Source organism: Janibacter sp. CoH_79_TC_3 (assembly GCF_058197955.1).
The window spans coordinates 65,183-87,183 of sequence record NZ_JBXWIV010000009.1; the positions used below are offsets into that span (position 1 = coordinate 65,183).

At 43.3% G+C, this 22,001-nt stretch carries 17 protein-coding genes; 5 read left to right on the plus strand and 12 right to left on the minus strand.

Going from position 1 to position 22,001, the window contains the following annotated elements; all coding sequences use genetic code 11:
* Nucleotides 1-3 precede the first annotated feature (3 nt).
* The 5 genes from iscA to AC2FA3_RS09225 form a co-directional block, all read right to left on the minus strand.
* Nucleotides 4-324 (minus strand): iron-sulfur cluster assembly protein IscA, encoded by a 321-nt coding sequence (gene iscA, locus AC2FA3_RS09205; protein ID WP_490509313.1) that lies wholly within the window; start codon nt 322-324, stop codon nt 4-6.
* Between the two features lie 303 nt (nt 325-627).
* Nucleotides 628-1,038: a Fe-S cluster assembly scaffold IscU gene (gene iscU, locus AC2FA3_RS09210; protein WP_201609523.1), complete on the minus strand. Its 411-nt coding sequence runs from the start codon at nt 1,036-1,038 to the stop codon at nt 628-630.
* 230 nt (nt 1,039-1,268) lie between these two features.
* Nucleotides 1,269-2,495 carry an IscS subfamily cysteine desulfurase gene (locus AC2FA3_RS09215; RefSeq protein WP_490509314.1) on the minus strand — a complete coding sequence of 409 codons (1,227 nt, stop codon included), beginning with the start codon at nt 2,493-2,495 and terminating at the stop codon, nt 1,269-1,271.
* Entirely contained in the window at nt 2,492-3,004 is a 513-nt protein-coding gene (locus AC2FA3_RS09220; RefSeq protein WP_490509315.1) for an Rrf2 family transcriptional regulator, read from the minus strand. The genes AC2FA3_RS09215 and AC2FA3_RS09220 overlap by 4 nt, the downstream gene beginning before the upstream one ends.
* 553 nt (nt 3,005-3,557) lie before the next feature.
* A complete protein-coding gene (locus AC2FA3_RS09225) occupies nt 3,558-4,205 on the minus strand; it encodes a hypothetical protein (RefSeq protein WP_490509316.1) in 648 nt (215 codons plus the stop codon).
* Between the two features lie 613 nt (nt 4,206-4,818).
* On the opposite strand from AC2FA3_RS09225, the gene AC2FA3_RS09230 reads away from it, so the two are divergent.
* Both AC2FA3_RS09230 and AC2FA3_RS09235 read left to right on the plus strand, forming a co-directional pair.
* Nucleotides 4,819-5,091, plus strand: coding sequence for an HU family DNA-binding protein (locus AC2FA3_RS09230; protein ID WP_068404475.1), 273 nt, complete (start codon nt 4,819-4,821; stop codon nt 5,089-5,091).
* Between the two features lie 477 nt (nt 5,092-5,568).
* A complete protein-coding gene (locus AC2FA3_RS09235; protein WP_490509317.1) occupies nt 5,569-7,443 on the plus strand; it encodes a SurA N-terminal domain-containing protein in 1,875 nt (624 codons plus the stop codon).
* A 154-nt stretch (nt 7,444-7,597) separates the two neighbouring features.
* Here the strand turns inward: AC2FA3_RS09235 and purH are convergent, their stop codons facing one another.
* From purH to mrcB, 6 genes are all read right to left on the minus strand, one after another.
* Nucleotides 7,598-9,178 (minus strand): bifunctional phosphoribosylaminoimidazolecarboxamide formyltransferase/IMP cyclohydrolase, encoded by a 1,581-nt coding sequence (gene purH, locus AC2FA3_RS09240; RefSeq protein WP_490509318.1) that lies wholly within the window; start codon nt 9,176-9,178, stop codon nt 7,598-7,600.
* Between the two features lie 205 nt (nt 9,179-9,383).
* The gene (fis, locus tag AC2FA3_RS09245; RefSeq protein WP_490509319.1) at nt 9,384-9,743 is read right to left on the minus strand and encodes a DNA-binding transcriptional regulator Fis; all 360 of its coding nucleotides are present in this window, start codon (nt 9,741-9,743) and stop codon (nt 9,384-9,386) included.
* A gap of 273 nt (nt 9,744-10,016) precedes the next feature.
* Entirely contained in the window at nt 10,017-11,456 is a 1,440-nt protein-coding gene (locus AC2FA3_RS09250; RefSeq protein WP_490509320.1) for an MJ0042-type zinc finger domain-containing protein, read from the minus strand.
* 84 nt (nt 11,457-11,540) lie between these two features.
* Nucleotides 11,541-12,467, minus strand: coding sequence for a 50S ribosomal protein L11 methyltransferase (gene prmA / locus AC2FA3_RS09255; protein ID WP_490509321.1), 927 nt, complete (start codon nt 12,465-12,467; stop codon nt 11,541-11,543).
* A gap of 321 nt (nt 12,468-12,788) precedes the next feature.
* On the minus strand, nt 12,789-13,694 hold the full coding sequence (locus AC2FA3_RS09260; protein WP_490509322.1) for a tetratricopeptide repeat protein: 906 nt from the start codon (nt 13,692-13,694) through the stop codon (nt 12,789-12,791).
* A gap of 30 nt (nt 13,695-13,724) precedes the next feature.
* Nucleotides 13,725-16,214, minus strand: a complete 2,490-nt coding sequence (gene mrcB, locus AC2FA3_RS09265) for a penicillin-binding protein 1B (protein WP_490509323.1) — start codon at nt 16,212-16,214, stop codon at nt 13,725-13,727.
* A gap of 390 nt (nt 16,215-16,604) precedes the next feature.
* Between mrcB and AC2FA3_RS09270 the strand changes: the two genes are divergently transcribed.
* Nucleotides 16,605-19,439: a heavy metal translocating P-type ATPase gene (locus AC2FA3_RS09270; RefSeq protein ID WP_490509324.1), complete on the plus strand. Its 2,835-nt coding sequence runs from the start codon at nt 16,605-16,607 to the stop codon at nt 19,437-19,439.
* 109 nt (nt 19,440-19,548) lie between these two features.
* Here the strand turns inward: AC2FA3_RS09270 and AC2FA3_RS09275 are convergent, their stop codons facing one another.
* On the minus strand, nt 19,549-20,271 hold the full coding sequence (locus AC2FA3_RS09275; protein WP_490509325.1) for a Bax inhibitor-1/YccA family protein: 723 nt from the start codon (nt 20,269-20,271) through the stop codon (nt 19,549-19,551).
* A 318-nt stretch (nt 20,272-20,589) separates the two neighbouring features.
* Here AC2FA3_RS09275 and AC2FA3_RS09280 point away from each other — a divergent pair, with 318 nt between their 5' ends.
* Entirely contained in the window at nt 20,590-21,591 is a 1,002-nt protein-coding gene (locus tag AC2FA3_RS09280) for an NAD(+) kinase (protein ID WP_490509326.1), read from the plus strand.
* 63 nt (nt 21,592-21,654) lie between these two features.
* Nucleotides 21,655-21,966, plus strand: coding sequence for a YeaC family protein (locus tag AC2FA3_RS09285; RefSeq protein WP_490509327.1), 312 nt, complete (start codon nt 21,655-21,657; stop codon nt 21,964-21,966).
* Nucleotides 21,967-22,001: the final 35 nt, after the last annotated feature.

Sequence of the window (22,001 nt, forward strand, 5' to 3'; positions counted from 1 at the left end):
TTTTTAAACCGTAAACGATTCACCACAACCACATTCACCTTTTTGATTGGGATTAGTGAATTTGAAGCCTTCATTAAGACCTTCTTTTTCATAATCCATCAATAAGCCATCTAAATAGACCAAGCTTTTAGGGTCAATAAAAATATTAACGCCAAGACTTTCATAACGGGTATCATTTTCGTCAGGTGTGTCAACAAACTCTAGGACATAAGCCAAGCCTGAGCAACCCGCTGTGCGGATACCCACTCGAATGCCTTCACCTTTACCGCGATTGTCCAAAAAATCTTGAACATGCTGAGCGGCGCGTTCTGTCATTTCAATCATGCCAACTCCCATTGACTATCAAAAGTCGATAATAATAATTCACGTAAAATGCTTTTCTTGTATAAACCATGATACTAATAACATAGTGCTAATAAAGCGTTGTGAATAATATTCTGTAAATAAAGCATTAAAAAATAAATAAAAGGTGACAATTACATGAGCGTTATTGTCACCTTATTAGCGTTAGTAGCTTCTAACGTTACTGCTCATGGCTTTTGCTAAAATACTGCTATTAAAGTATTGCTACTAAAATTTGGCTACTAACGCTTATTACATTAATAAACGCATACGCTCTAAATTAGCTTAGCTGGTTGCTTCTTCTGTTACCGCAGCAGCGTTATGCTTACCTTTATAGTCGCTAATCGCGGCTTTAATGGCGTCTTCTGCAAGTACAGAGCAATGCACTTTTACTGGTGGCAATGCCAATTCTTCAGCAATGTGGCTGTTCTTAATCTCGCCAGCTTGATCCAAGCTTTTACCTTTTAGCCACTCGGTGACGAGTGAGCTTGATGCAATTGCTGAACCGCAGCCATAGGTTTTAAAGCGTGCATCTTCGATGATACCGTTATCATCGACTTGGATTTGTAGACGCATCACATCACCACAAGCTGGGGCTCCGACCATACCAGTACCAACGTTTTTGGCGTTTTTGTCAAGATTGCCGACGTTGCGTGGGTTTTCGTAATGATCAATAACTTGGTCACTATAGGCCATGGGGTTTTCTCCTAGTTAGGTGATGAGTAGGTAGTTAGACGATGAAAATGAATCAGTCACTTACTAACGCTAAATGGTTATCTACTCATCGATAATTGGGGTCAAACATGTCGTTCATAAAACTGTATTTATAAAAACTAAATGTATGATTGTCTAATTAATGGTTCAGCTAATGGTTATATGTGATAACCATTAGACGTTTTAACTATTAAAAGTTTTACTGGTAAATATTAATGCTCAGACCACTCTACCGAGTCTAAATCAACGCCTTCTTGATACATATCCCAAAGTGGTGATAGGGCACGTAGCTTATCAACCGCTTCATGCATCTGCTTGATAACTGTATCGATGTCTGCTTCAGTGGTATAACGACCAAAGCTAAAGCGGATTGAGCTATGCGCCAATTCATCTGGGCGACCAATAGCACGCAATACGTATGATGGCTCAAGCGTGGCTGAAGTACAGGCAGAGCCCGATGATACTGCTAAGTCTTTTAGCGACATCATGAGCGACTCGCCTTCAACGAAGTTAAAGCTGATATTTACAATATTTGGTACACTGTTTTCTAAATCACCGTTTAGATAAATCTCTTCGATATCTTGTAGACCGTCCCACAGCTTTTGACGTAATTTTGCCGCGTGAGCATGGTCTTCTTGATAGCGCTCATTTGCCAAAGCAAATGCCGCACCGAGACCAACGATTTGATGCGTCGGCAATGTACCTGAACGCATACCGCGCTCATGACCACCGCCATGCTGTTCCGCTTTTAGGCGAACACGTGGTTTACGGCTAACAAATAATGCGCCGATACCTTTAGGACCATAAGCTTTATGACCTGAGAAACTCATTAAGTCAATTTTCATCTCTTGGAGATCGACCAATACTTTACCAACTGACTGCGCACCATCGACATGGAAAATAACGCCCGCTTCGCGAGTAATCTCACCAATCGCCGTAACATCAGTAATGGTACCAAGCTCATTATTCACCATCATCAATGATACTAAAATCGTATCATCACGTAGGGCTTCTTTCACTTGCTCTGGTAAAATCAAACCCGTGCTTGGCTGCGGCTCAAGATAAGTAATCTCGAAACCTTCTTGCTCAAGCTCACGGCAGGTATCTAATACGGCTTTATGCTCAATCTTACTGGTAATAATATGCTTACCACGAGACTGATAAAAATGTGCTGCGCCTTTGATGGCTAAGTTATCTGATTCTGTCGCGCCAGAGGTAAAGACGATTTCGCGTGGATCCGCATTAATCGCTTCAGCCACTTGCTGACGAGCCGTTTCTACCGCTTCTTCCGCTTGCCAGCCATAGCCATGTGAGCGTGATGCTGGGTTACCAAAGATGCCGTCTACCGTCAGATATTCGCTCATCTTTGCAGCGACTGACTTAGCAACTGGCGTGGTGGCGGCATAATCTAAGTATATAAGGTTGTTATGTTGGCTCATGCTGGGTTTGCCTCGCTGGTCGATAGAGTAATAGTATTAATGTCTTTTGTAGAGATGTCTTTTGGAAAAGAAATATGCTGACGGTCTGAGACCGACTGCACGTGTTCCATGTCTAATAATTGCGCCAATGTTATATTTTTCAAGTACTGTTCGACATGATTTGAAAGGGCACACCATAAATCATGTGTTAGGCACATTGTACCACTTTGGCAATCGCCGCGTCCTTCGCACTGCATAGCATCCACAGATTCATCGACGGCAGAAATAATGCTCATCACATCGATTTCATTAAGTGGCTTAGCTAGGTGGTAACCGCCTGCTGCGCCGCGAATACTGGTGACTAAACCACGCTTACGAAGCTTTGAGAATAACTGTTCAAGATAAGAGATAGATATCGATTGCCGCTTAGCAATGTCTGATAAAGAGACGGCGCTGTCTTGTTGGCTGGTTTGCAAAGCCAAGTCAAGTAAAGCGGTCACGGCGTATCTGCCTCGAGTAGTCAAACGCATGTGTTATCTCCAAACCTTTTAAGGATAAATTTATTTAACAACGATCTTAGTCATGTCGTATTGTTAGAAGTGCATCGCTAGCGATAAATAATGAAAGTCTGTAAGTGCTTTATTAACCGCTGACCATTAGTAATTAATACTATTAAATAACTAACTGATATTGAATAACTAATGCTATCTACACTTCTATTAAGGGAAATCATCTATGGACTAAGTGGTGTCTTGTCGCTATTAAACAGCAGATGGTTTACCCGATGTGTGCAACGATAGAGTCATTATAATCAATCCTGAGTAATTTAGTCAAGATTAAAGTGTGGTTGAATGGTGAGTGCGACTGATTGCCGTTATTGATAAAAACAATGATAGGGAAAGTAGGCAGATGAGGAAAGTTAATACTTGAGTAAGAGCGCTGAGTTCGTGACTCTAGTTTATGACTTGAAGCGTTGATAAAAGCGTTGATAAAAGCGTTTAATAATTTTGAGTTTATTAAACGCCAGATAAATAATAGCAATGACTTTAAAAACACGTTACTAATGAATTGGGCCGCTATAAATCAGGTCATTATAAATAGAGCGATGATGGCAGCGATAGCGATAACAGCAGCAATAACTGTGGTAATCATAAAGGTCTTTTGCTTACTTTGTAACTCTTTTACCGTGGTTTCAAGCTCACGGTTTTTGATGGTCAAGGTAGTGATTTGAGTTTGCTGCTCTTTAATACGTAGCTTATAGCTCTCTTTTTTATCAGCCATTTCTGCTTCAGTAGGCTTGGGCTTGCTTTTGCCACCCTTAATCTTTTTAATCAAACCTTGAATTAAGCTACCAAGACCTAGCTGCATAATAAATTGCTTTACCAACTGCACTTGTATCGACTCGCCACGCATTTGCAGCTTATCAGTGGTTTCGCTGTCATGGGTGATGATGGCATTAATGACTTGAATACTATAAGCATTGATAACAACGTCAGGCTCAGTACGCCCGATAGGCAGGCGGTCATCCAACAATACGCCCTTGGTGCTAAAAGTAGCAAACACTTCTACATGCGGTAAGTACAACCTTAGCGCGACGACAGTCTCTTGCTTGGCAAGCGGATAAGCGGCTTTACGGAGTTCTGGGTCTAAGCGTAACAGCAGGGTCAGCGCCGACTCGATAAACACTAAGATGATATTAAGCAGAGAGTGAGACAACGTAGAACGCTTCATGTAAATAATCCGTTTTTATCGTGTAAGTAAAAGAGAAAAGGACAAGCAAGGATCAAAATCGACAATAGAATGGCGCTTATAGTAACGCCTTTATAATAAAAAGTAACGCCCGTTTCTGTCAGTTGGTAAATTATTACCTTACAATTTGCCAGTCAATAAAGACACTGGTATTTATGACTGACAATGTACTAGTATGGCTTGGCAGCTATTCATTATGGGAAAACCTGATTTTTAGGTAGCGAAGTTAGCAATTTACATTTCGTACTGAAGCCTATACTGAATATCTGATAATGCTGTCATGAACCTATATAGGTAAACCACCGATATAACGATACATAGCTAAACCAACGATACTAAACTGTCTAAGATAAAGTAGCGATTTAGTAGAAAAGTTGCAGCAGTTTTAAGTAACATTGGGTGTCAAATAAGTAGCACAGTGGACAAAAATATGTAAAATCGCTTGCGCTCCTTATGCGGCCTTGATATAAAGACGTTAACAAAGCGAAACCTGTTTATGCGTGAGGCCAGTGGTTTTTATTGCTTAAGTAGTCTGGGAGCGATACAATACTTGGCGTGAGCGTTTTTTTACCCCCTAAAACTTGAAGGAAATTTTATGAATAAGTCAGAATTAATTGATAGCATCGCCGAAAAAAGTGGTCTAAATAAAACTCAAGCTGGTGAAGCTTTAAATGCAGTAATGGAAAGTGTTGGCGAAGCTCTAGAAGCTGGCGATAGCATCTCATTAGTTGGTTTTGGTACTTTTAGCGTAAAAGACCGTAAGGCTCGTACTGGCCGTAACCCTAAGACTGGTGAAGAGCTTAGCATTCCAGCAAGCAAAGTACCAAGCTTCAAAGCCGGTAAAAACTTAAAAGAGCGTTTAAACTAAGTCGTTTAAAGCAAACCGCTTTATTTAAGCCCTTTAATCTATTTTATGCTACACAGATGCTCGTTGACGACGTGATATACGAATACAAACAGCGTTTGTTGGTAATAAATTGATAATCGCAACTCATGGTTTAAAGTACAATCAAAGCACAGTCTAAGTCATGAGTGATGTAGCAAAAAAGCACCTAGAGATTAGGTGCTTTTTTTAGTGCTATCGTTTGTATCAATTAGTATGAATAGTAGCGTGAATATTTTGAGTATATCTTAAAAATCACGTATCATAGGGCGCGCGATAGCTGTGTTGTTTAAACAAGGGGTTTTAAAAAACCTTGTCATAAGCTTCATCAATCAGCCTTGTTTTACAACGATAAAATGCATACGTTCTTTTTCTTACCATTGCCTGCTTATACAGCGTTGATATTATTAATAGTATTACAATGGTCTTTCATCAATATAGGTTAATAAAGCAGAGATAACTATGGATAAATTGCGCGATTTCTTAAAAAGTTGGCCGGGTCGCATTTTATTGATTCTATGCCTATCGCCGCTCGCTCTATTGGGTGTCGAAAGCTACTTTGGAGGCGGGGTCGATCCCAACCAAATCGCTCAAGTGGGTGAGGCAAGCGTGGGGATGTCCGAGTATCAGACGGCGGTAAATAGTCGCCGTAGCGAGCTTTTAGACCAAGTTGATGATGCCAGTTTATTAAATGAAGATGTGCTACATGAGCAAGTCTTAAAAGGCTTGATTGATCGCACCTTACTAGAGCAGCAGGCTGGCAAGCTTGGTATGACGGTTTCTGATGACACCATCAATCGCTTGTTGCGCCAAGAAGAAATCTTTAAAGATGCGGAAGGTAACTTTTCTAACGAGCAGTTTTCAAACTTTTTACGTCAGCGCAATATGACCAAAGACCAGCTATTCGCAGAGTTTCGCAATCAGTTAAGCCTAGATCAGCTCAATGCCAGTATAGTAGGTACCGCAGTTTATCCAATGCAAGCGGTCAGTCAATTGATTGACCTGCAGCTAGAGTCGCGCAATATTTGGCTGCATCGTTTTAATTGGCAAGACTATGCTGAACAAGTAAAGTTGAGCAAGGGTGATATACAAGCCTATTATGATGCCAATAAAGACAAGCTAAAAAGCGCGGCCATGGTGGATTTGGCTTACTTGCAACTGAGCCCGCAAGCGATTGAAGTTAATGAAGTCAGCAAAGAAGATGTTCAGCAGCAATATGAAGCCTATAAGCAAAGTCTTGCCGTGGTTGATGAGCGTAAAATCAGCCAAATTTTGTTAACGGGTAAAGATGCCAAAGCGCGCGCTGACAAGATTAAAGCCCGTCTTGCTAAAGGTGAATCATTTGCTAAGCTAGCCAAAACCGAGTCTGATGATCCATCAGGAGAAACAGGCGGGGCTATCGGTAGCTTTAATCCAACAGTATTTGGTAATGATGCGCCAGCAGTTGAAAAAGCGCTTGAAGGCTTAAGTACTGGTGATGTTAGTGCGCCTGTAAAGACCAGCTTTGGTTACCAGATATTTACCGTAACCGAGGATAATGGTAGCAAAATACCTAGTCTAGAAAGCATGCGTGCAGAGCTAACGGCTAAAGCCAAAGAGTATAAGCGTCAGGAAATGTATGCCGATAAAGTCACAGCGATTAACGATCTAGCGGCAGATGGTTTTAGTATTGAAGACATCGCTCAGCAAGAAAATGTGGCACTGAAACGTATCAAAGACTATCGTAAAGAAAATAATAAATCTGTTTTGGCTCAGCCTGCGGTGATTAAGCAAGCGTTTGATGAATTCACGATTCAAGATCAAGCAGTGACAGCAGGTATTGAAGTCGGTAATAGTACGGTATGGGTACAGCCAAGTAACTATCGTCCAACGAAGACGCTATCTTTATCAGCGGCAACGCCAAGAATTACGCAGATATTACGTCAACAAAAAGCCACTGAACTGGCCCTAAAAGAGGCGAAAAAGCTAGCAGCTGGTATTAAGACGCCTGCTGATATCGGCAAGCAGCCAGTTAAGCTACAAGCTTTAGGTGAAGTGAATCGTCAGACCACGCAATTGACTGAAAAAGAGCGAGGCTTAGCCTTTAGTCAACAAGCAGCAGCAAATGGTGTCGTAGCAGTAGCGAGCGAGACTGAGATGGGTGCAACGCTATTGGTAGGTGATCGCATCAAAACAGAGCAGCAATCGCCATTATCATCAGCACAAAGAGCACAAACCGCTGCCATTATTCGTGATAATTTGGGTCAAGATCAGCTGCAAGACTATCTAGATTATCTGCGCATGGTCTATAAAGTTGAGATTAACGAAGCCAATATGGCCAATGCGCAAGGACGTTAAGCAACCTATAAGACATTTATTAAAATATTAGTCTTAATTAACTTTATTAAATCTTTACTAAAAAAAGCCACTATTGATAGTGGCTTTTTTTATGCAGTACGATTTTTATTTATTCTTAACGCTTTTGTCTTAACAGCATTATTTTAACTGCTGATTAATGGCGGAAATGACGCATACCAGTGAATACCATGGCGATACCATGCTCATTGGCGGCAGCAATTGTTTCGTCATCACGCATAGAGCCACCCGGTTGAATGATAGCAGCAATGCCGACTTCGGCTGCGTTGTCGATACCATCACGGAACGGGAAGAAGGCATCTGATGCCATTACCGCGCCTTCGGTAGCAAGACCGGCGTGCTCAGCTTTAATAGCGGCGATACGCGCTGAATTTACGCGGCTCATTTGACCTGCACCCACGCCGATAGTGCGTTGACCTTTAGCATAAACAATCGCATTTGATTTGACATACTTAGCGACATTCCAGCTAAATAACAAGTCAGCAATTTGCGCTTCCGTTGGCTGGACGTCCGTAACGATCTTTAGATCATTAGCGGTAATTAAGCCCAAATCTTGCTCTTGCACCAATAAGCCACCGTTGACGCGTTTATAATCAAGCTGGCTTTCGCGTTGCTCAGGCGTTGGCAATTCACCGCAAATTAATACGCGGACGTTTTTCTTGCTCGCAGTTGCCTCAAGAACGCCATCTTCAATACTTGGCGCAATAATAACTTCGACAAATTGATTGTCAATAATGGCTTTGGCAGTAGCAACGGTTAGTGGGCGGTTAAAGGCGATAATACCACCAAAAGATGACTCAGGATCGGTACTAAAGGCTGTGCGATAAGCGGCTACTTGATCGTTATCTACTGCGACACCGCAAGGATTGGCGTGTTTTACTATCACACAAGCTGGTGCACTAAAGGCTTTAACACATTCAAGCGCTGCGTCGGTATCAGCGATATTGTTATAAGAGAGCTCTTTACCTTGCAGTTGCTGTGCGGTTGCAATAGACGCTTGCTTGCTTTTTAGGGCATGATTTTCGACATAAAAAGCAGCGTTTTGATGGGGGTTTTCACCGTAGCGTAGGTCTTGTACTTTCTCAAGTTGGACGTTAAAGGTACGGGAGAAATTCTCTGGTTCTTGAGTCTCATTCACTCGGCTGCCCAAGAAATTTGCAATCATACCGTCGTATTGTGCCGTATGCTCAAAGGCTTTGACGGCTAAATCGTAGCGTAAGGCATGGGTTAGGGTAGTCCCATCACCTAAGGCTTCGAGTACGCGCATATAGTCAGCAGGATCAGTCACAATACCGACATGGGCGTGGTTTTTTGCTGCTGAACGCACCATAGTAGGACCGCCAATATCGATATTTTCGATCGCATCGTTCATAGTCACATCAGCACGAGCAATGGTTTGTGCAAACGGATAAAGGTTGACGACGACCAAATCAATACGCTCAATAGCGTGCTCATTCATCACGGCGTCATCGGTACCACGGCGCCCTAAAATCCCGCCATGAATCTTAGGGTGCAAGGTTTTAACACGACCGTCCATCATTTCAGGAAAACCGGTATAGTCTGATACTTCGGTGACAGCGACGTTGTGCTCGGTCAGCAAGCGGTAAGTGCCACCGGTCGATAGTAATCCAAAACCTGCTTTCAGCAGACCTTGAGCGAATTCAACGATATTAGATTTATCGGAGACTGATAGTAGGGCAAGCGGAGTTGTAGTCATAAAAAAATTTCCATAAAAAAAGCCTGACGTAAACGTCTGGCAAGGTAATAATGGCAAGCAGTGCAGAGCATATCGGCTTTGATAAGATCATAAACTATAAACATGCCATACATATTGAATGTCAGTTAGAAATGGTGATAAGGGTGGTGAGCGCTATATTTGATGAGATTAAGAAAAAGCAGGTGGCATAAGGTACTAAGCCGTCCTACATCAAACCATAGGTTTTTAGCTTTTTGCGTAGTGTACCGCGATTGAGACCTAAAATTTGCGCACACTTGGTTTGATTGCCACGGCTCTTTTCAAGTACCACAGACAACAGCGGTTGCTCTATCTCTTTTAAAATAAGATTATACAAGTCCGTTGGCAGCTCATCATCTAACATCGAAAAATACTGCCGCACCACACGCTCTACGTGTACCCGCAATGGTTCATGAGCATGCATGCTGTTGTTTAAAGTAGACTCAACCTCGTGAATGGAGCGATGGTAATCCTCTTTATAGTAATCAGTAGGATTCTCAGTATTTTTATCAAGATGAGTGGCATTATACTGTGCATGTGTTGCCATAAGATAATGTCCTTGAGCGTAAAGAAAAACCATTAGGCGTTTAAGCGCTATTATATCAAAGCCAGCGCCTATCAGAGTAAGAGATTGGATATTAATGTAGGCTTGAGGCTACTTATTTTATCTATTATTACCGAGTTAGCGTGATTGGCTTAAATGTGATTGGATAGCATCGTGTTTCTGATAAAAGAAGCCCTTACTAAGAGCTGTCTTTTATAAAAGATAATTTTGCATAAATCATGTGGCTATTAACGGTGTTTTCAATAAACGATATTTTTAATAAACAGGCTCGACGCTCACTTTGTTGATTTGAGTATTAGCAACCGGTACGGTGAACAAGAGCTGTTTGCGACTTTGCGCGCCTAATTGACTTTGCGTGCTCAATAAATAATCCTCTGGCGCTGCGATAAATGCTCCAATAAGCGCATTGTCCCCATAGACACTCACTTTTACGTGAGGAAGTAGTTGTGCTTGTGCGCTTTGATTGTTTAAAGTGATGCTGATGTCGCTAAATGAGCTGGCAGTTTTAATACGACTGGTCTGGTGCTTAATATCGCTTGTGCTCAAAGCTGCTAAATTGGCGCTAGGCAGGCTACAAGCGGCGATGGCACATACTTTTTGCAAACGCTCGGCATGGGCAGGATTTTTAACCAAGTCATCTAAGTTAAAAATGACATACTGAGCAAAAAGTAGCAGCGTTAAGACCAAACAACCGAGTGTCCATAGCAATGAGGCAATAGACCGCCTGGCAGGCGTTGGTGAAAACTTGTCTTGGGCCTGCCGTTGTTTAACACGTAGCGCATTAGTATGGTCTTCGTCTTTAATTGACACACCCATACTGGCAAGCAGTTCTGATAAGTCTGTCTGATCTTTTGTGGTATCTTCGCTTTGATTTTGCTCTTTTAGTAGTTTTTCAAGCCATGATTCATCAGCATTGCCATCAATATTGGCATGAATATCGTTGGCGGCAGCTGAGCTGAGAGCAACGTGTGTAGCTGATGAATCCTTGTTTAAGGAAGTTTTTACTAAAGAAGCGTTTTCCACTGGGCTCACAGATAGATGAGAGCTTTTATCTAATGTCTTAGAATTATTTTTTGCTGAATGAATGTTTTTATCTTTAATAGCAGTAGGATTGTTATCTGTTGCTTGAGTCAACCAAGCATCCATACTGTCTAGTGAGCCGTATTCTAAATCTTGCTCTTCAAAATCCTCAATATCCATATCGTCATGAATCAACTCATCATCCATTAAGCCATCATCTATTAAGTCATCATCTATTAAGTCATCATCAAGCATATTATCATGGATGAGAATGTCTGCTTCTGCTAGCTTTGATGTGATATTTGGTTTTGTTAGGGTTTTTGATTCTGGCGAAACAGTGGAATTTTGCTTATCAATAGAAATGTTAGAAGTACTAATGGCAGCAGTTTTATTTTCAACCACGATATCATCAGTCTTTTGTTCTGTAGCAGCGGTGACAATGAGATTGTTATTGACCAAAAAACTTTGCTGACAATGCTCACAGCAGACAGTAGCTGTTTTCTGGTCTAGTTGCGTTTTATTAATATTAAAAAGAGCATGACAATGAGGGCACTGGGTTTTGATTGGCGTAGTCATAGGGTCGGAATCCAAAAAGGTATAAGTATTAATACCGCATAGCCACTCGCCAACCTTTGCCAATGATTCTAATGTCCATTTAGATATACTAAATATCATAACTTACAGGCAGCGATAGAGCAGCGTCAAATACACAACATTATTTAACTGCTCCTCTATCGTAACAGATGTAATTAAATGTTGCTAGCCTGTAAATGTACCAGATAAACGCTGCCAATGCTGATCTTCTTGCGCGGTAAAAGCGTGCTTAGGATCAAGGTCAAAATAGGGCTGATAGGCTTCAGTTACTTGCTCAGTTTGCGATTCAATCAAACCTGCTAACACGATACGACTTTTAGGTGCCATTAGAGTCGCAAAATAAGGCGCTAAGCCAATAAGTGGCTTGGCTAGAATATTGGCAACCATCACTTCTACGGGTTTAATATCATTTTGTTGCCAGTAGTTATTGAAGTCTTCTGGCAAAAATGCTTGCAAGCGATCATCGACGTCATTACGCGCTGCATTTTGATTGGTCGCAAGCACCGCTTGTGGGTCAATATCAACCGCATAAACTTGAAGGGCGCCCAATAAAAGCGCGGCAATGCCTAAAATACCTGAGCCACAGCCATAATCAATCACGACTTTATCGGTTAGGTCTTGCTCTGTAAGCCAATCAAGGCATAAACGGGTAGTGGCATGGTAGCCGGTACCAAAAGCCAACCCTGGATCCATAATAATATTGGTAGCGTCAGGGTTTGGCGGTGTCAGCCAATTAGGCACAATCCATAAGTCGTTGGCGCACTCAATCGGCTTATAATTAGACATCCATTCACGTTCCCAATCCTTATCATCGACAGCGCTAACCCACGTACGGCTAGCTTGTACTTGTGCGCCGATTTCATGACTTAATTGCTCAATTGCCTGACGATTGCCCGCATCAGTGCTGGCATCGAACAAGCCTGTGAGTATGACTTCATCCCATAGTGGCGATTCACCAGGTAAGGGTTCAAATAAAGGCTGATCGCCTGCGTCATCTAAAGCGATTGAGAGAGCGCCAGCTTCTAATAACAGTGCTTCAGCGAGATCGACGTTATCTTTTTCACATTGTAAATGCAGTTGTTGCCATGCCATAAGGGTTACCTTTGTTCAAAATAAAAGTGGATAATTAAGGTGATATATAAAATAATTATTAAAATGAATAAAAAAATTAACGACTAACTATATAAAGCTATTTTAGCGCTTATATAGTTAGTCGTCATAATAAATACGAGGGCGTATCCTCAACTCAATTGATAAGCATCTAAATGAACTAAAAATGGCTAAATTTTGCCAAACGTCGTCAAATAGCTGGTTAATATCTCGATATTATCTGCGCTATTTTTATTGTTTGACTGCAATTAATCTCATTTTTATCTCCATTTTAAAATGAGGATATGCCCTAAAATTATGCTGTTAACGCAAAGCTTGTTTGGCTTCTTTTATCACGCGGGCGTTGCCTTGTGCTTGGCCTGATTGCAAGATGATTTGCCATAGCGCGCGGCGACGATTGCTATCTTGAGCGACGGTCAGACCACGGCGGGCCATTGCTTCAGCTTTACGTGGTTGGTTCTTTTTAAGTGCTACTTGTGCCAAGTAAAAATAAACTGCTGATGATTTGGGTGCGAGTCGCTGCGCACGCGTAAAGCTGCTTTCAGCACCATTTAGATTGCTAGCTTTTAATTGCTCTGTACCCACTTGCATAAGGTTACGAAAGGCTGGCAGGTTGCTATTATTGGCTGTACTTTGCTGAGTGCGCTGCTGTGAGTTCTGCCGTGCCCGCTCCAATAGCTCACTATGTGAGGGTAACGATGGTTCAGGTATCATGTAATCTTCGCGAGAAGGCGTAAGGATTATGGCATCATGGCTATCAGGCTGAGTGACTATAGGACTTTGCGTAGACGGCGTATAGACAGGCATTGCTTCGGTTAACGGATTTGTCGCCGTGGGCTGCTCAGGCGGTGTATAAGGCTCAATAGTATAAACATCACCTTTATAGTCATTGCTTTCATTAGTACTGTTTTCAAGGACAGGTGCTTGAGTCGCCGTTATCTTTTGAGTCTTTGCTTGTTGTGCCGTTGACTGCTTGGCCGTTGGCTGTTTTGAAGTGGCTTGCTGCGCAGTTGTTGGCTGAGTTATTGATGGTAACGTTTGTGCAGAAGAGGTTTTAATTGCCGTGGGCGCTGTTTGGCAGGCACTTAGGCTCACCATGCCGATAAGCGTACTTACGGTAAGAATGGTATTAATACGCTTAGCCTGTGCTCTAGACGGGGCAGTAATAGCCTGTTTAGCGGTGACAGTTTGCTGCATCAATAATGCCATGTTAAAACCCCTTTTTAAGTTTTAAAAACGCTAGAACCATTCAACGGCGCGATCATACCAAGTATCGGCACGATTGCTTGACTCAGCCTCTTGGTCAGCGTTGTTGTCTTCGTTATCCGCATCAACCGCTTCGCCATTAGGAATATCTAAGCCTTCACGGCGACGCTGTTGATTGATAGAACCTTGCTCATTTTGCCATTGCATCTGTTCACGGTCACGATCTTGCTGATACAGACCCATCGCGCAACTGCTGGCTTCTTCGGGTAAATGTGCTGACATCACAGGCAGGTAGCGCGCATCGGCACAGCGCTCATTAGACAGCTTGCCTGAGTTGTTCTCTAGCCACAACCATTCAATACCTTCGGGCTCTGGTAGCGCCACCGGTGTCAGTTTTAGACGGTTCATATAATCGACCCACACTGGTAAAGCGCCACTACCACCGCTCAGACCAATCGGCTTATTGTCATCACGGCCGACCCAAACCACGCTGACATAGTTACCACTGTAGCCGGCAAACCAAGCATCACGGTAATCGTTAGTGGTACCCGTTTTACCCGCAAGATTTAAATTACTGCCAAGCGATTGTATGCGTCTGGCCGTGCCGTTTTTAACCACGTCTTGCAGGGCATAGTTAATCAAAAAGTTAGTCTCAGGCGGGATACTGCGCTGAGTATTTAAACCCGTACGCTGTAAGATACGCCCACGATCATCAATCACGCTACGAATACTGTGGATAGGCGTGCGGAAACCGCCGGTAGCAAACACTTGGTAGACCCCGAGCATATCCATCGGGCTAAGGTTAACCGAGCCTAATAAAGCCGAAGGATAAGGCGGGATTTTCTCTTTAATCCCCATACGCTGCAACTGCTTAACAAAGGTAGGAACGCCAAATTCCATGCCTAAACGTACCGCACTGTGATTATAAGATTGCGATAAAGCAGTGGTAAATGGCACATAACCGTGGTCACGATTGTCGTAGTTTTTGGGATTCCACTGAGTACCGTCACTGAGATTGACCGTAATCGGTGAATCATCGACCGAGCTTGCCAAATTATAACGTCCGCTTTCAAGCGCAGTCATATAAATAATTGGCTTTAACAATGAACCAACTTGGCGTTTGGCATCGACAGCACGGTTAAAGCCTGTGAATTCACTACCACTACCAACCACTGCCACCAGCTCGCCTGTTTCAGGGTTGGCGCTGACCAATGCACCTTGTAAATCCTTGGTCTTGCTGCCTCGACGGCGCAGCTCACCAAGCTTTCTCTCAACCGCTTTATCGGCTGCTAACTGGGCGATAGGGTCTAAGGTGCTGATGATAATTAAACCTTCGTTTTTTAGGTCATCAGAGTAATAAACTTTGTTTAATTCGCGTTTAACAATATCTAGAAAATCAGGGAACTGGCTTTTGCCTTCGACAGGTTTATCAACCACACCAAGTGGCTGCTCGATAGCTTTATCGTAGTCTGCTTGACTGATTTTTCCTATCGCTAACATATTGCTCAGCACTGTATCACGACGCGCTTTTGAATCGTTTGGATGGCGACGCGGGTTATAAACGCTCGGTCCTTTTGCCATTCCGACCAGCAGTGCTTGTTGGTCTAAACGCAGCTCTTTGAGCGGTTTGTCAAAGTAAAATTGCGATGCTAAACCAAAACCATTAATAGAGCGGTTACCGTTTTGACCCAAGTAAATCTCGTTCAAATAGGTTTGCAAAATCTCATCTTTACTATAATGCAGTTCAAGTAGTACCGCCATCAGCGCTTCGTTGGCTTTACGCTTCATCGTCCGGTCAGAATTGAGATAAAAGTTTTTAATCAGCTGCTGGGTGATGGTCGAACCACCTTGCCTAGGACCGCCAGTAAAGTTATTCAATACGGCACGAGCGATACCACGTATCGATACGCCTTTATGCTCATAAAACCCGCGGTCTTCTGTGGCAATTAGGGCGTCAATCAATGGCTGCGGTACTTCATCTAGCGCCACCACCATACGATCTTCGTTGCTGTCTGGGTAAATGCCGCCGATATTAACTGGCTCAAGACGAATAATGCCGGTTTTGGCTGGCTGTGTACTTTGTACCGACTCAATCTTATTGCCAGCAATGGTCATTTTGATGACTTGCTCTTTATCGACATCATTGGCGTTATAAGTAAAGCCGCGTGTATGGATAAAGTAGGTATTGCCAGATTTATGGTATGTGCCCGTACGGTCATAAGACTTGTTGCTTTGATAATTGAGCAGCTCAAGCCACTTTTTCATCGTGTCTGTATCGACGCTAGCGCCTTGATATAGCTCTAAAGGCTGTGAGTAAACTTTGGCAGGAATATCCCAGCGTTTACCCTCAAATTTGGTGGTGATGGTGCGATCAAGTTTGACCAAATACAGCGCCAACAGCACCATAGCGGCGATAATGACAATTAATAAAATACCACTAAACACCATGCCGCGCTGCTGTGAAGGTAGCGTATTAATAGCAGGCTTAGACGACTGTGGTCGCTTAGAATTAGATTTTTGCACTGATGACACACCATTTTGGGATAAAAAACTGCCTCATAATGACGCAAATTGACAAATTTTTCAATCTATCATCGTCAACGCACGCATTCATTGAGTGCCCATTATACATTTATTACACGTGGTTTAGAGGGATTGAGAGAGTGCGAGGAAGGGTTGTGCTGCTTAGCGCACCTGCTTGTAGTATAATGTTTATCTTACTATTTAGGTCTATAGCAACAGATGTTCCATAAAGCGTTTGCTACTTTTAATAGATTTTATAGATGCCATATATGTAAAGCAAAATTCATGGTAAAAAGTTTGTTACATAGGGATTGACTTTAGTTAATCATAGCAAGTTTGCTGAAAGCCGGTCGGCTGCAAGTAAACTTGTCGAAAGGAAATAGCGCGATTATGTCCAGTATCCCCTCATCCATGCCATCAAGCAGCAACCGTCATTATCAAGACCACTCGATTACTGAGGGTTTGGTGCTGCCGCTTGCCGGTCACTGTTTTCATTGCGGTGATCCTGTGCCGCAGCCGCCGTTTCATACGGATATTTTAGGCCAGTCACGCGAGATGTGCTGTATGGGCTGTCAGTTGGCGTCGCAAAGTATCGTCGAGGCAGGACTTGAGCAATATTATCTTGACCGCTCGGAGATTAACCGTACGGCAAGCTTACCCACGCAGCTGACTCGCCTCGAAGCTTATGATCACGATGAAATAAAGTCGCAGTTTGTCTACGCCCAAGATGGCATGTCGGTAGCCGAGCTGTCGGTAAATAACCTGCGCTGTGCCGCTTGTACGTGGCTGATTGAGTCGCGTTTAGATGAGTTAGATGGCATCAGTCAATGTCAGGTCAATTTAACCAATCAGCGCATGCGGGTAATCTGGGACGAAGATAAGCTGCCGATTAGTCGTATTTTGGGCGTTATCAATGAGATTGGCTACGAAGCCAAGCCTTATCGGCAAGATACCCATGAAGCCATGCTGGCACGTCATAACAGTCAGATGCTATTGCGCCTTGGTATCGCTGCGCTCGGCTCGATGCAGGCAATGATGTATGCTGTCGCGATTTACTTTGGTGAATATAGCGACATGCTGATTTTTCAGCGAGATTTTCTACGTTGGGTGTCACTATTTGTGAGTACACCGGTATTCTTTTATGCCGGCGTGCCGTTTTTTACCTCAGCATGGTCAGCGATTCGTGCTCGTCAAGTCAATATGGATGTGCCGGTTAGTATCGCCTTAGTAGTGACTTTCTTTGCCAGTCTTTACGCTACCATCACGGGGCAAGGTGAAACGTACTATGATTCGGTGAGTATGTTCATTTTCTTCTTATTGGCTGGGCGCTATATTGAGCATAATGCACGTTTAAAAGCAGCAACCATGGCCAATGATTTGGTGGTGGTCGAGCCTGTCTTGGTACAAAAAATTGCTGAAGATAAAGACGCAGCTGAGCGTATCTTACAGCTACTAGAAAAAAATGCCCTTGCTGATAATGGCGCTGAACAAGCGACCAATCTAAGTAATAATTTAGCGGAAAATGGCACAAATACTGTATTAAAATCGATGCCTAACTTTATGCAAAGCATGGATGCCAATATCCGACAGTTGACCTTAAGTATCGCTCAAGATTGGCAGCAATCCAATAATACACCTTCGAGTCTCTCAAAAACGGAATATACGTTAAACAACAAGCCAAAAGACAAGCAAATGGTGACCGCTCATAGTTTGCAAGTGGGTGATATCATCATGGTGGAGGCCGGTTCTGAGATTATCAGCGATGGTATCTTACTCAGCTCCACCGCTACTGTCTCGCAAAGCTTGCTGACAGGCGAGGGCGATTTAATCATCAAAACCCAAGGCGATTATATCGTTGGCGGCGCACAAAACGACAGTCAGCCGTTTGAAATGCTCGTGACTGCATTGCCAGAAGACAGCCAGATAGGTCTGATTGACAGGCTGATGAACCGTGCTATGAGTGAGAAACCAAAACTCGCTCAGCAAGCGGATAAGTTAGCACGTTGGTTTGTGGCACGGATTTTAGTATTGTCAGCTTTGGTATTTATTGGCTGGTATATCGTTGACCCAAGCCAAGCGATTTGGGCGACGGTTGCGGTATTGGTGGCGACTTGTCCTTGTGCGCTGTCATTAGCGACGCCGATTGCGCTGACGGTAGCGACCAATCGATTAGCAAGTTATGGCTTTTTAACCACGCGTGGACATACTCTACAGACGCTGGCTGAGATTACCCATGTGGCATTTGATAAAACCGGTACGCTCACTTATGGTAAGCCCAATTTATTAAATATCGAGCTATTGGCAAGCAATGATGCGACGACAGATAAAATAGATATAAACGATGCTGGTGATAAAAAAGACCATCTATTAGCCATTGCAGCGGCGCTAGAAGTCGGTAGTCGCCATCCAATTGCTCATGCACTGCTCACTGCTGCCTATCAATTACACTTGCCAGCTACGCAAGCGCTGCAGCATTATCCAGCAGGCGGGGTTGAAGCTATGATTGATGGCGTGTTATATCGCATTGGTCATGTAGATTTTGCCTTGGATAAAGCGAATGGAGCGAATAACAATACTAAGGCGGATAATGATTTAACCATTGATTTGGTTACGCATCGTGCCAGCTCGGCCGTAGTATTATCTTGTCAGAACATTCAATCGAATGTATGGCAAGCACTGGCGTGTTTTTACTTTAACGATAAGATACGTGATAGTGCACCATCAATGCTTAAATCCCTAAAAGAGCTCGGTATTGAGCCTGTCATGCTCACAGGCGACCCAAGCCCGCAAGCATTGGTGCTGGCTGAGGATTTAGGCATGAAAGCCGCCTATAACGGTTTATCACCCACCGATAAAGTCAATCATATTCAAGCGCTACAAGCAAAAGGCGCGGTTGTACTCATGGTCGGTGATGGTATTAATGATGCGCCAGTATTGGCAGCAGCCGATGTATCAACCTCAATTGCGGGCGCGGCAGACTTGGCACAAGTATCGAGTGACAGTATTATTCTAAATGGTCAAATCGAAGCTATCACTGCGGCGAAGCGTATCGCTGATAAGACCAAACGTATTATCAAGCAAAACTTGCGCTGGGCGCTTATTTATAATAGTAGTGTCTTGATACCGGCGGCTTTGGGCTATGTGCCACCTTGGCTTGCTGCCATCGGCATGTCATTAAGCTCCTTGTTTGTGGTATTAAATGCGTTGCGTCTAAAGCGTGCTTAGCTTAAACCAGTTTAAAATTATTTAAATAAACCTTGAAAATTACCCACAAAAAAACCGCCTTCATAAAAGACGGTTTTTTTATTTAAATGACTGCTAAATAGTATTTAGATTAGTCTTGTAGGTAGCTGAGCAGACGCATAAATTCGATATACATCCATACTAGCGTGGCAAGGATACCAATACTAAATAACCATTCGTAGTCTTCTGAAACGCCCATCGCCACGCCGCGATCGATATTGTCAAAGTCTAATAACAGAGTAAAAGAGGCGATAACAATCACAAATAAGCTAAAGCCGATAGCGATAGCGCCACCTTCAAATAAGAAAGGTAAGCTCGAACCGAACGCTAAAGACAGTACCCACTGCGCCACATAAACAAGCATGATGGCAATCAATGCTGAGGTGACGATTGAGCGGAATTTTTCAGTGACTTTAACCAAACCTGAACGGTATAGTCCTAGCATCACAGCTGCCGTGACAAAGGTCGCACACATCGCAGTGACTGGCACGCTTGGGTACATGCGCATAAAGAACAGCGAGATACCGCCTAAAAAGATACCTTCTAATAAAGCATAAGGTACGGCAAAGGTTTTGGCTTTTTGTGGTTTAAAAGTGATGAAAATAGCAAGACCAAAGGCGGCAAACATACTACCAAAAGCCGCCATGGTAATAAAACTTTGTGATAAACCTGCCATCAACGCATAAAAGAAAAATCCAATACCAGTAATCGCTGATAAGCCAAGCAATAAACTGGTTTTTTGAATCACACCCTTCACCGTCATCGGCGTGCCGCCAACGGCAAGCTCTGCGCGACTGACAATAGGATTGGCCATAAAGTTGTCCTTAATAAAATATAGATAAATTAGATGTCAGCTACTTTAGCAAAACAGCCATTATTGTCAACTGTGTTTACGTGACGGCATACAAGGCTTGTAGCGACTATTGCGCCACTTATGAACCAGTATATGTAGAAACAGTTTGCGTAATTTGTGTCAATGGTAGCTAAACAAATTCGCCTAAAAGTGGCGTATGATAGAAGATATATGGGGACTATTACGACAGTTAACAACGAAAATTGATAAACATGCTAGTCTAAGCGCTGATTTCTCGTTATCATTGCCCTGTAATTTACCGTTAAGCCGAGTCGTTTTATGGAAAACTCAGCGCAGTCCGCACGATTGCCGCATTTACATGAATCAGAGCTGTTCCACGCTATCAAAAATCCTGCTTTCAGGCGTATTGGTCTGATGGGCCGTGCGGGAAAACGTAGTGTCACCCAAACTTTAGTGCAGATTGCCCAAACCATCAATGATATGAATCTAACATTGATTATGGATGTGCAAACGGCCAATTTACCGACATTAAATCTTACTGAGATTGAGGTAGTTAAAATCGTCAAGCGTAGCTTGATTGGCGAGATTTGTGACTTGGTCATTGTCGTTGGTGGTGATGGCTCAATTTTGCATGCCGCTGAAGCACTGGCGCGCTATCGCGTGCCTGTTTTAGGCGTCAACCGTGGTCGTCTGGGTTTTTTAGCCGATGTGAAGCCTGATGAAGCCGCCTTTAAGTTACGCCAAGTATTGATGGGTAATTATCAGTTAGATCACAGGTTTTTGCTCACCATGGAGATTCGTGAAGGCCGCAAGATTATCCACGAAGATATGGCGCTCAACGATGTGGTGCTGCATGCCGGTAAATCGGTACACATGATTGATTTTCAGATGAAAATTGACGGTCATGATGTTTATCGCCAGCATAGTGATGGGCTCATTGTGGCGACGCCAACGGGTTCGACCGCCTATGCACTCTCTGGTGGTGGTCCTATTATTCATCCGAGTATGGATGCGATTTGTTTGGTGCCCATGCATCCACATACCTTGTCTAGTCGCCCGATTGTAGTCAGTGGTACAAGTGAGATTTGTATTCGCATCCATAAAGATAACCGCACTCAGCCGCAGGTAAGTGCCGACGGCAAGCCTAGCATAGCGCTAGGGCAAGAGCAGCGCCTTTATATTCGCAAGCATCCCGATAAGCTTACCTTGTTGCATCCGCCAGGGTTTGATTTTTATGAGGCTTGCCGCACCAAGTTGCACTGGAACGTCCATGCCGAAGAGTTCAGTATGGATGTCGATGATGATATTATAGAAGAATGAATCTAGTGCTACATTTCTCAAAATAGCGCTGTGTTATAAAAATAGTAGTGGAGAGTAGGCACGATGGACAAACAAACGATATTAGCAAGTGTGACCCCAGAAGTGGTCGATCAATTCCGTCTAGCGATTGAGCTGGGTAAATGGTCAGATGGTCGTAAGCTCACGCCTGAGCAGCGCGAAACTTGCATGCAAGCAGTGATGGTTTGGGAGCACGAGCATCTACCACCAGCCGAGCGTACCGGTTATATTCATAAACCTGTAAGAGAGGATGGCTCTATTGTGGGCGCTGAATGTGATGTTGAACATGAGCATCATTACCCCAATATGCCCAATCCTAAAGGGGCGGTACAACCGGTTAAATTTCACAATAAATAGACTAACAGCAAAATTTTTGATAAAAACTCACGCAC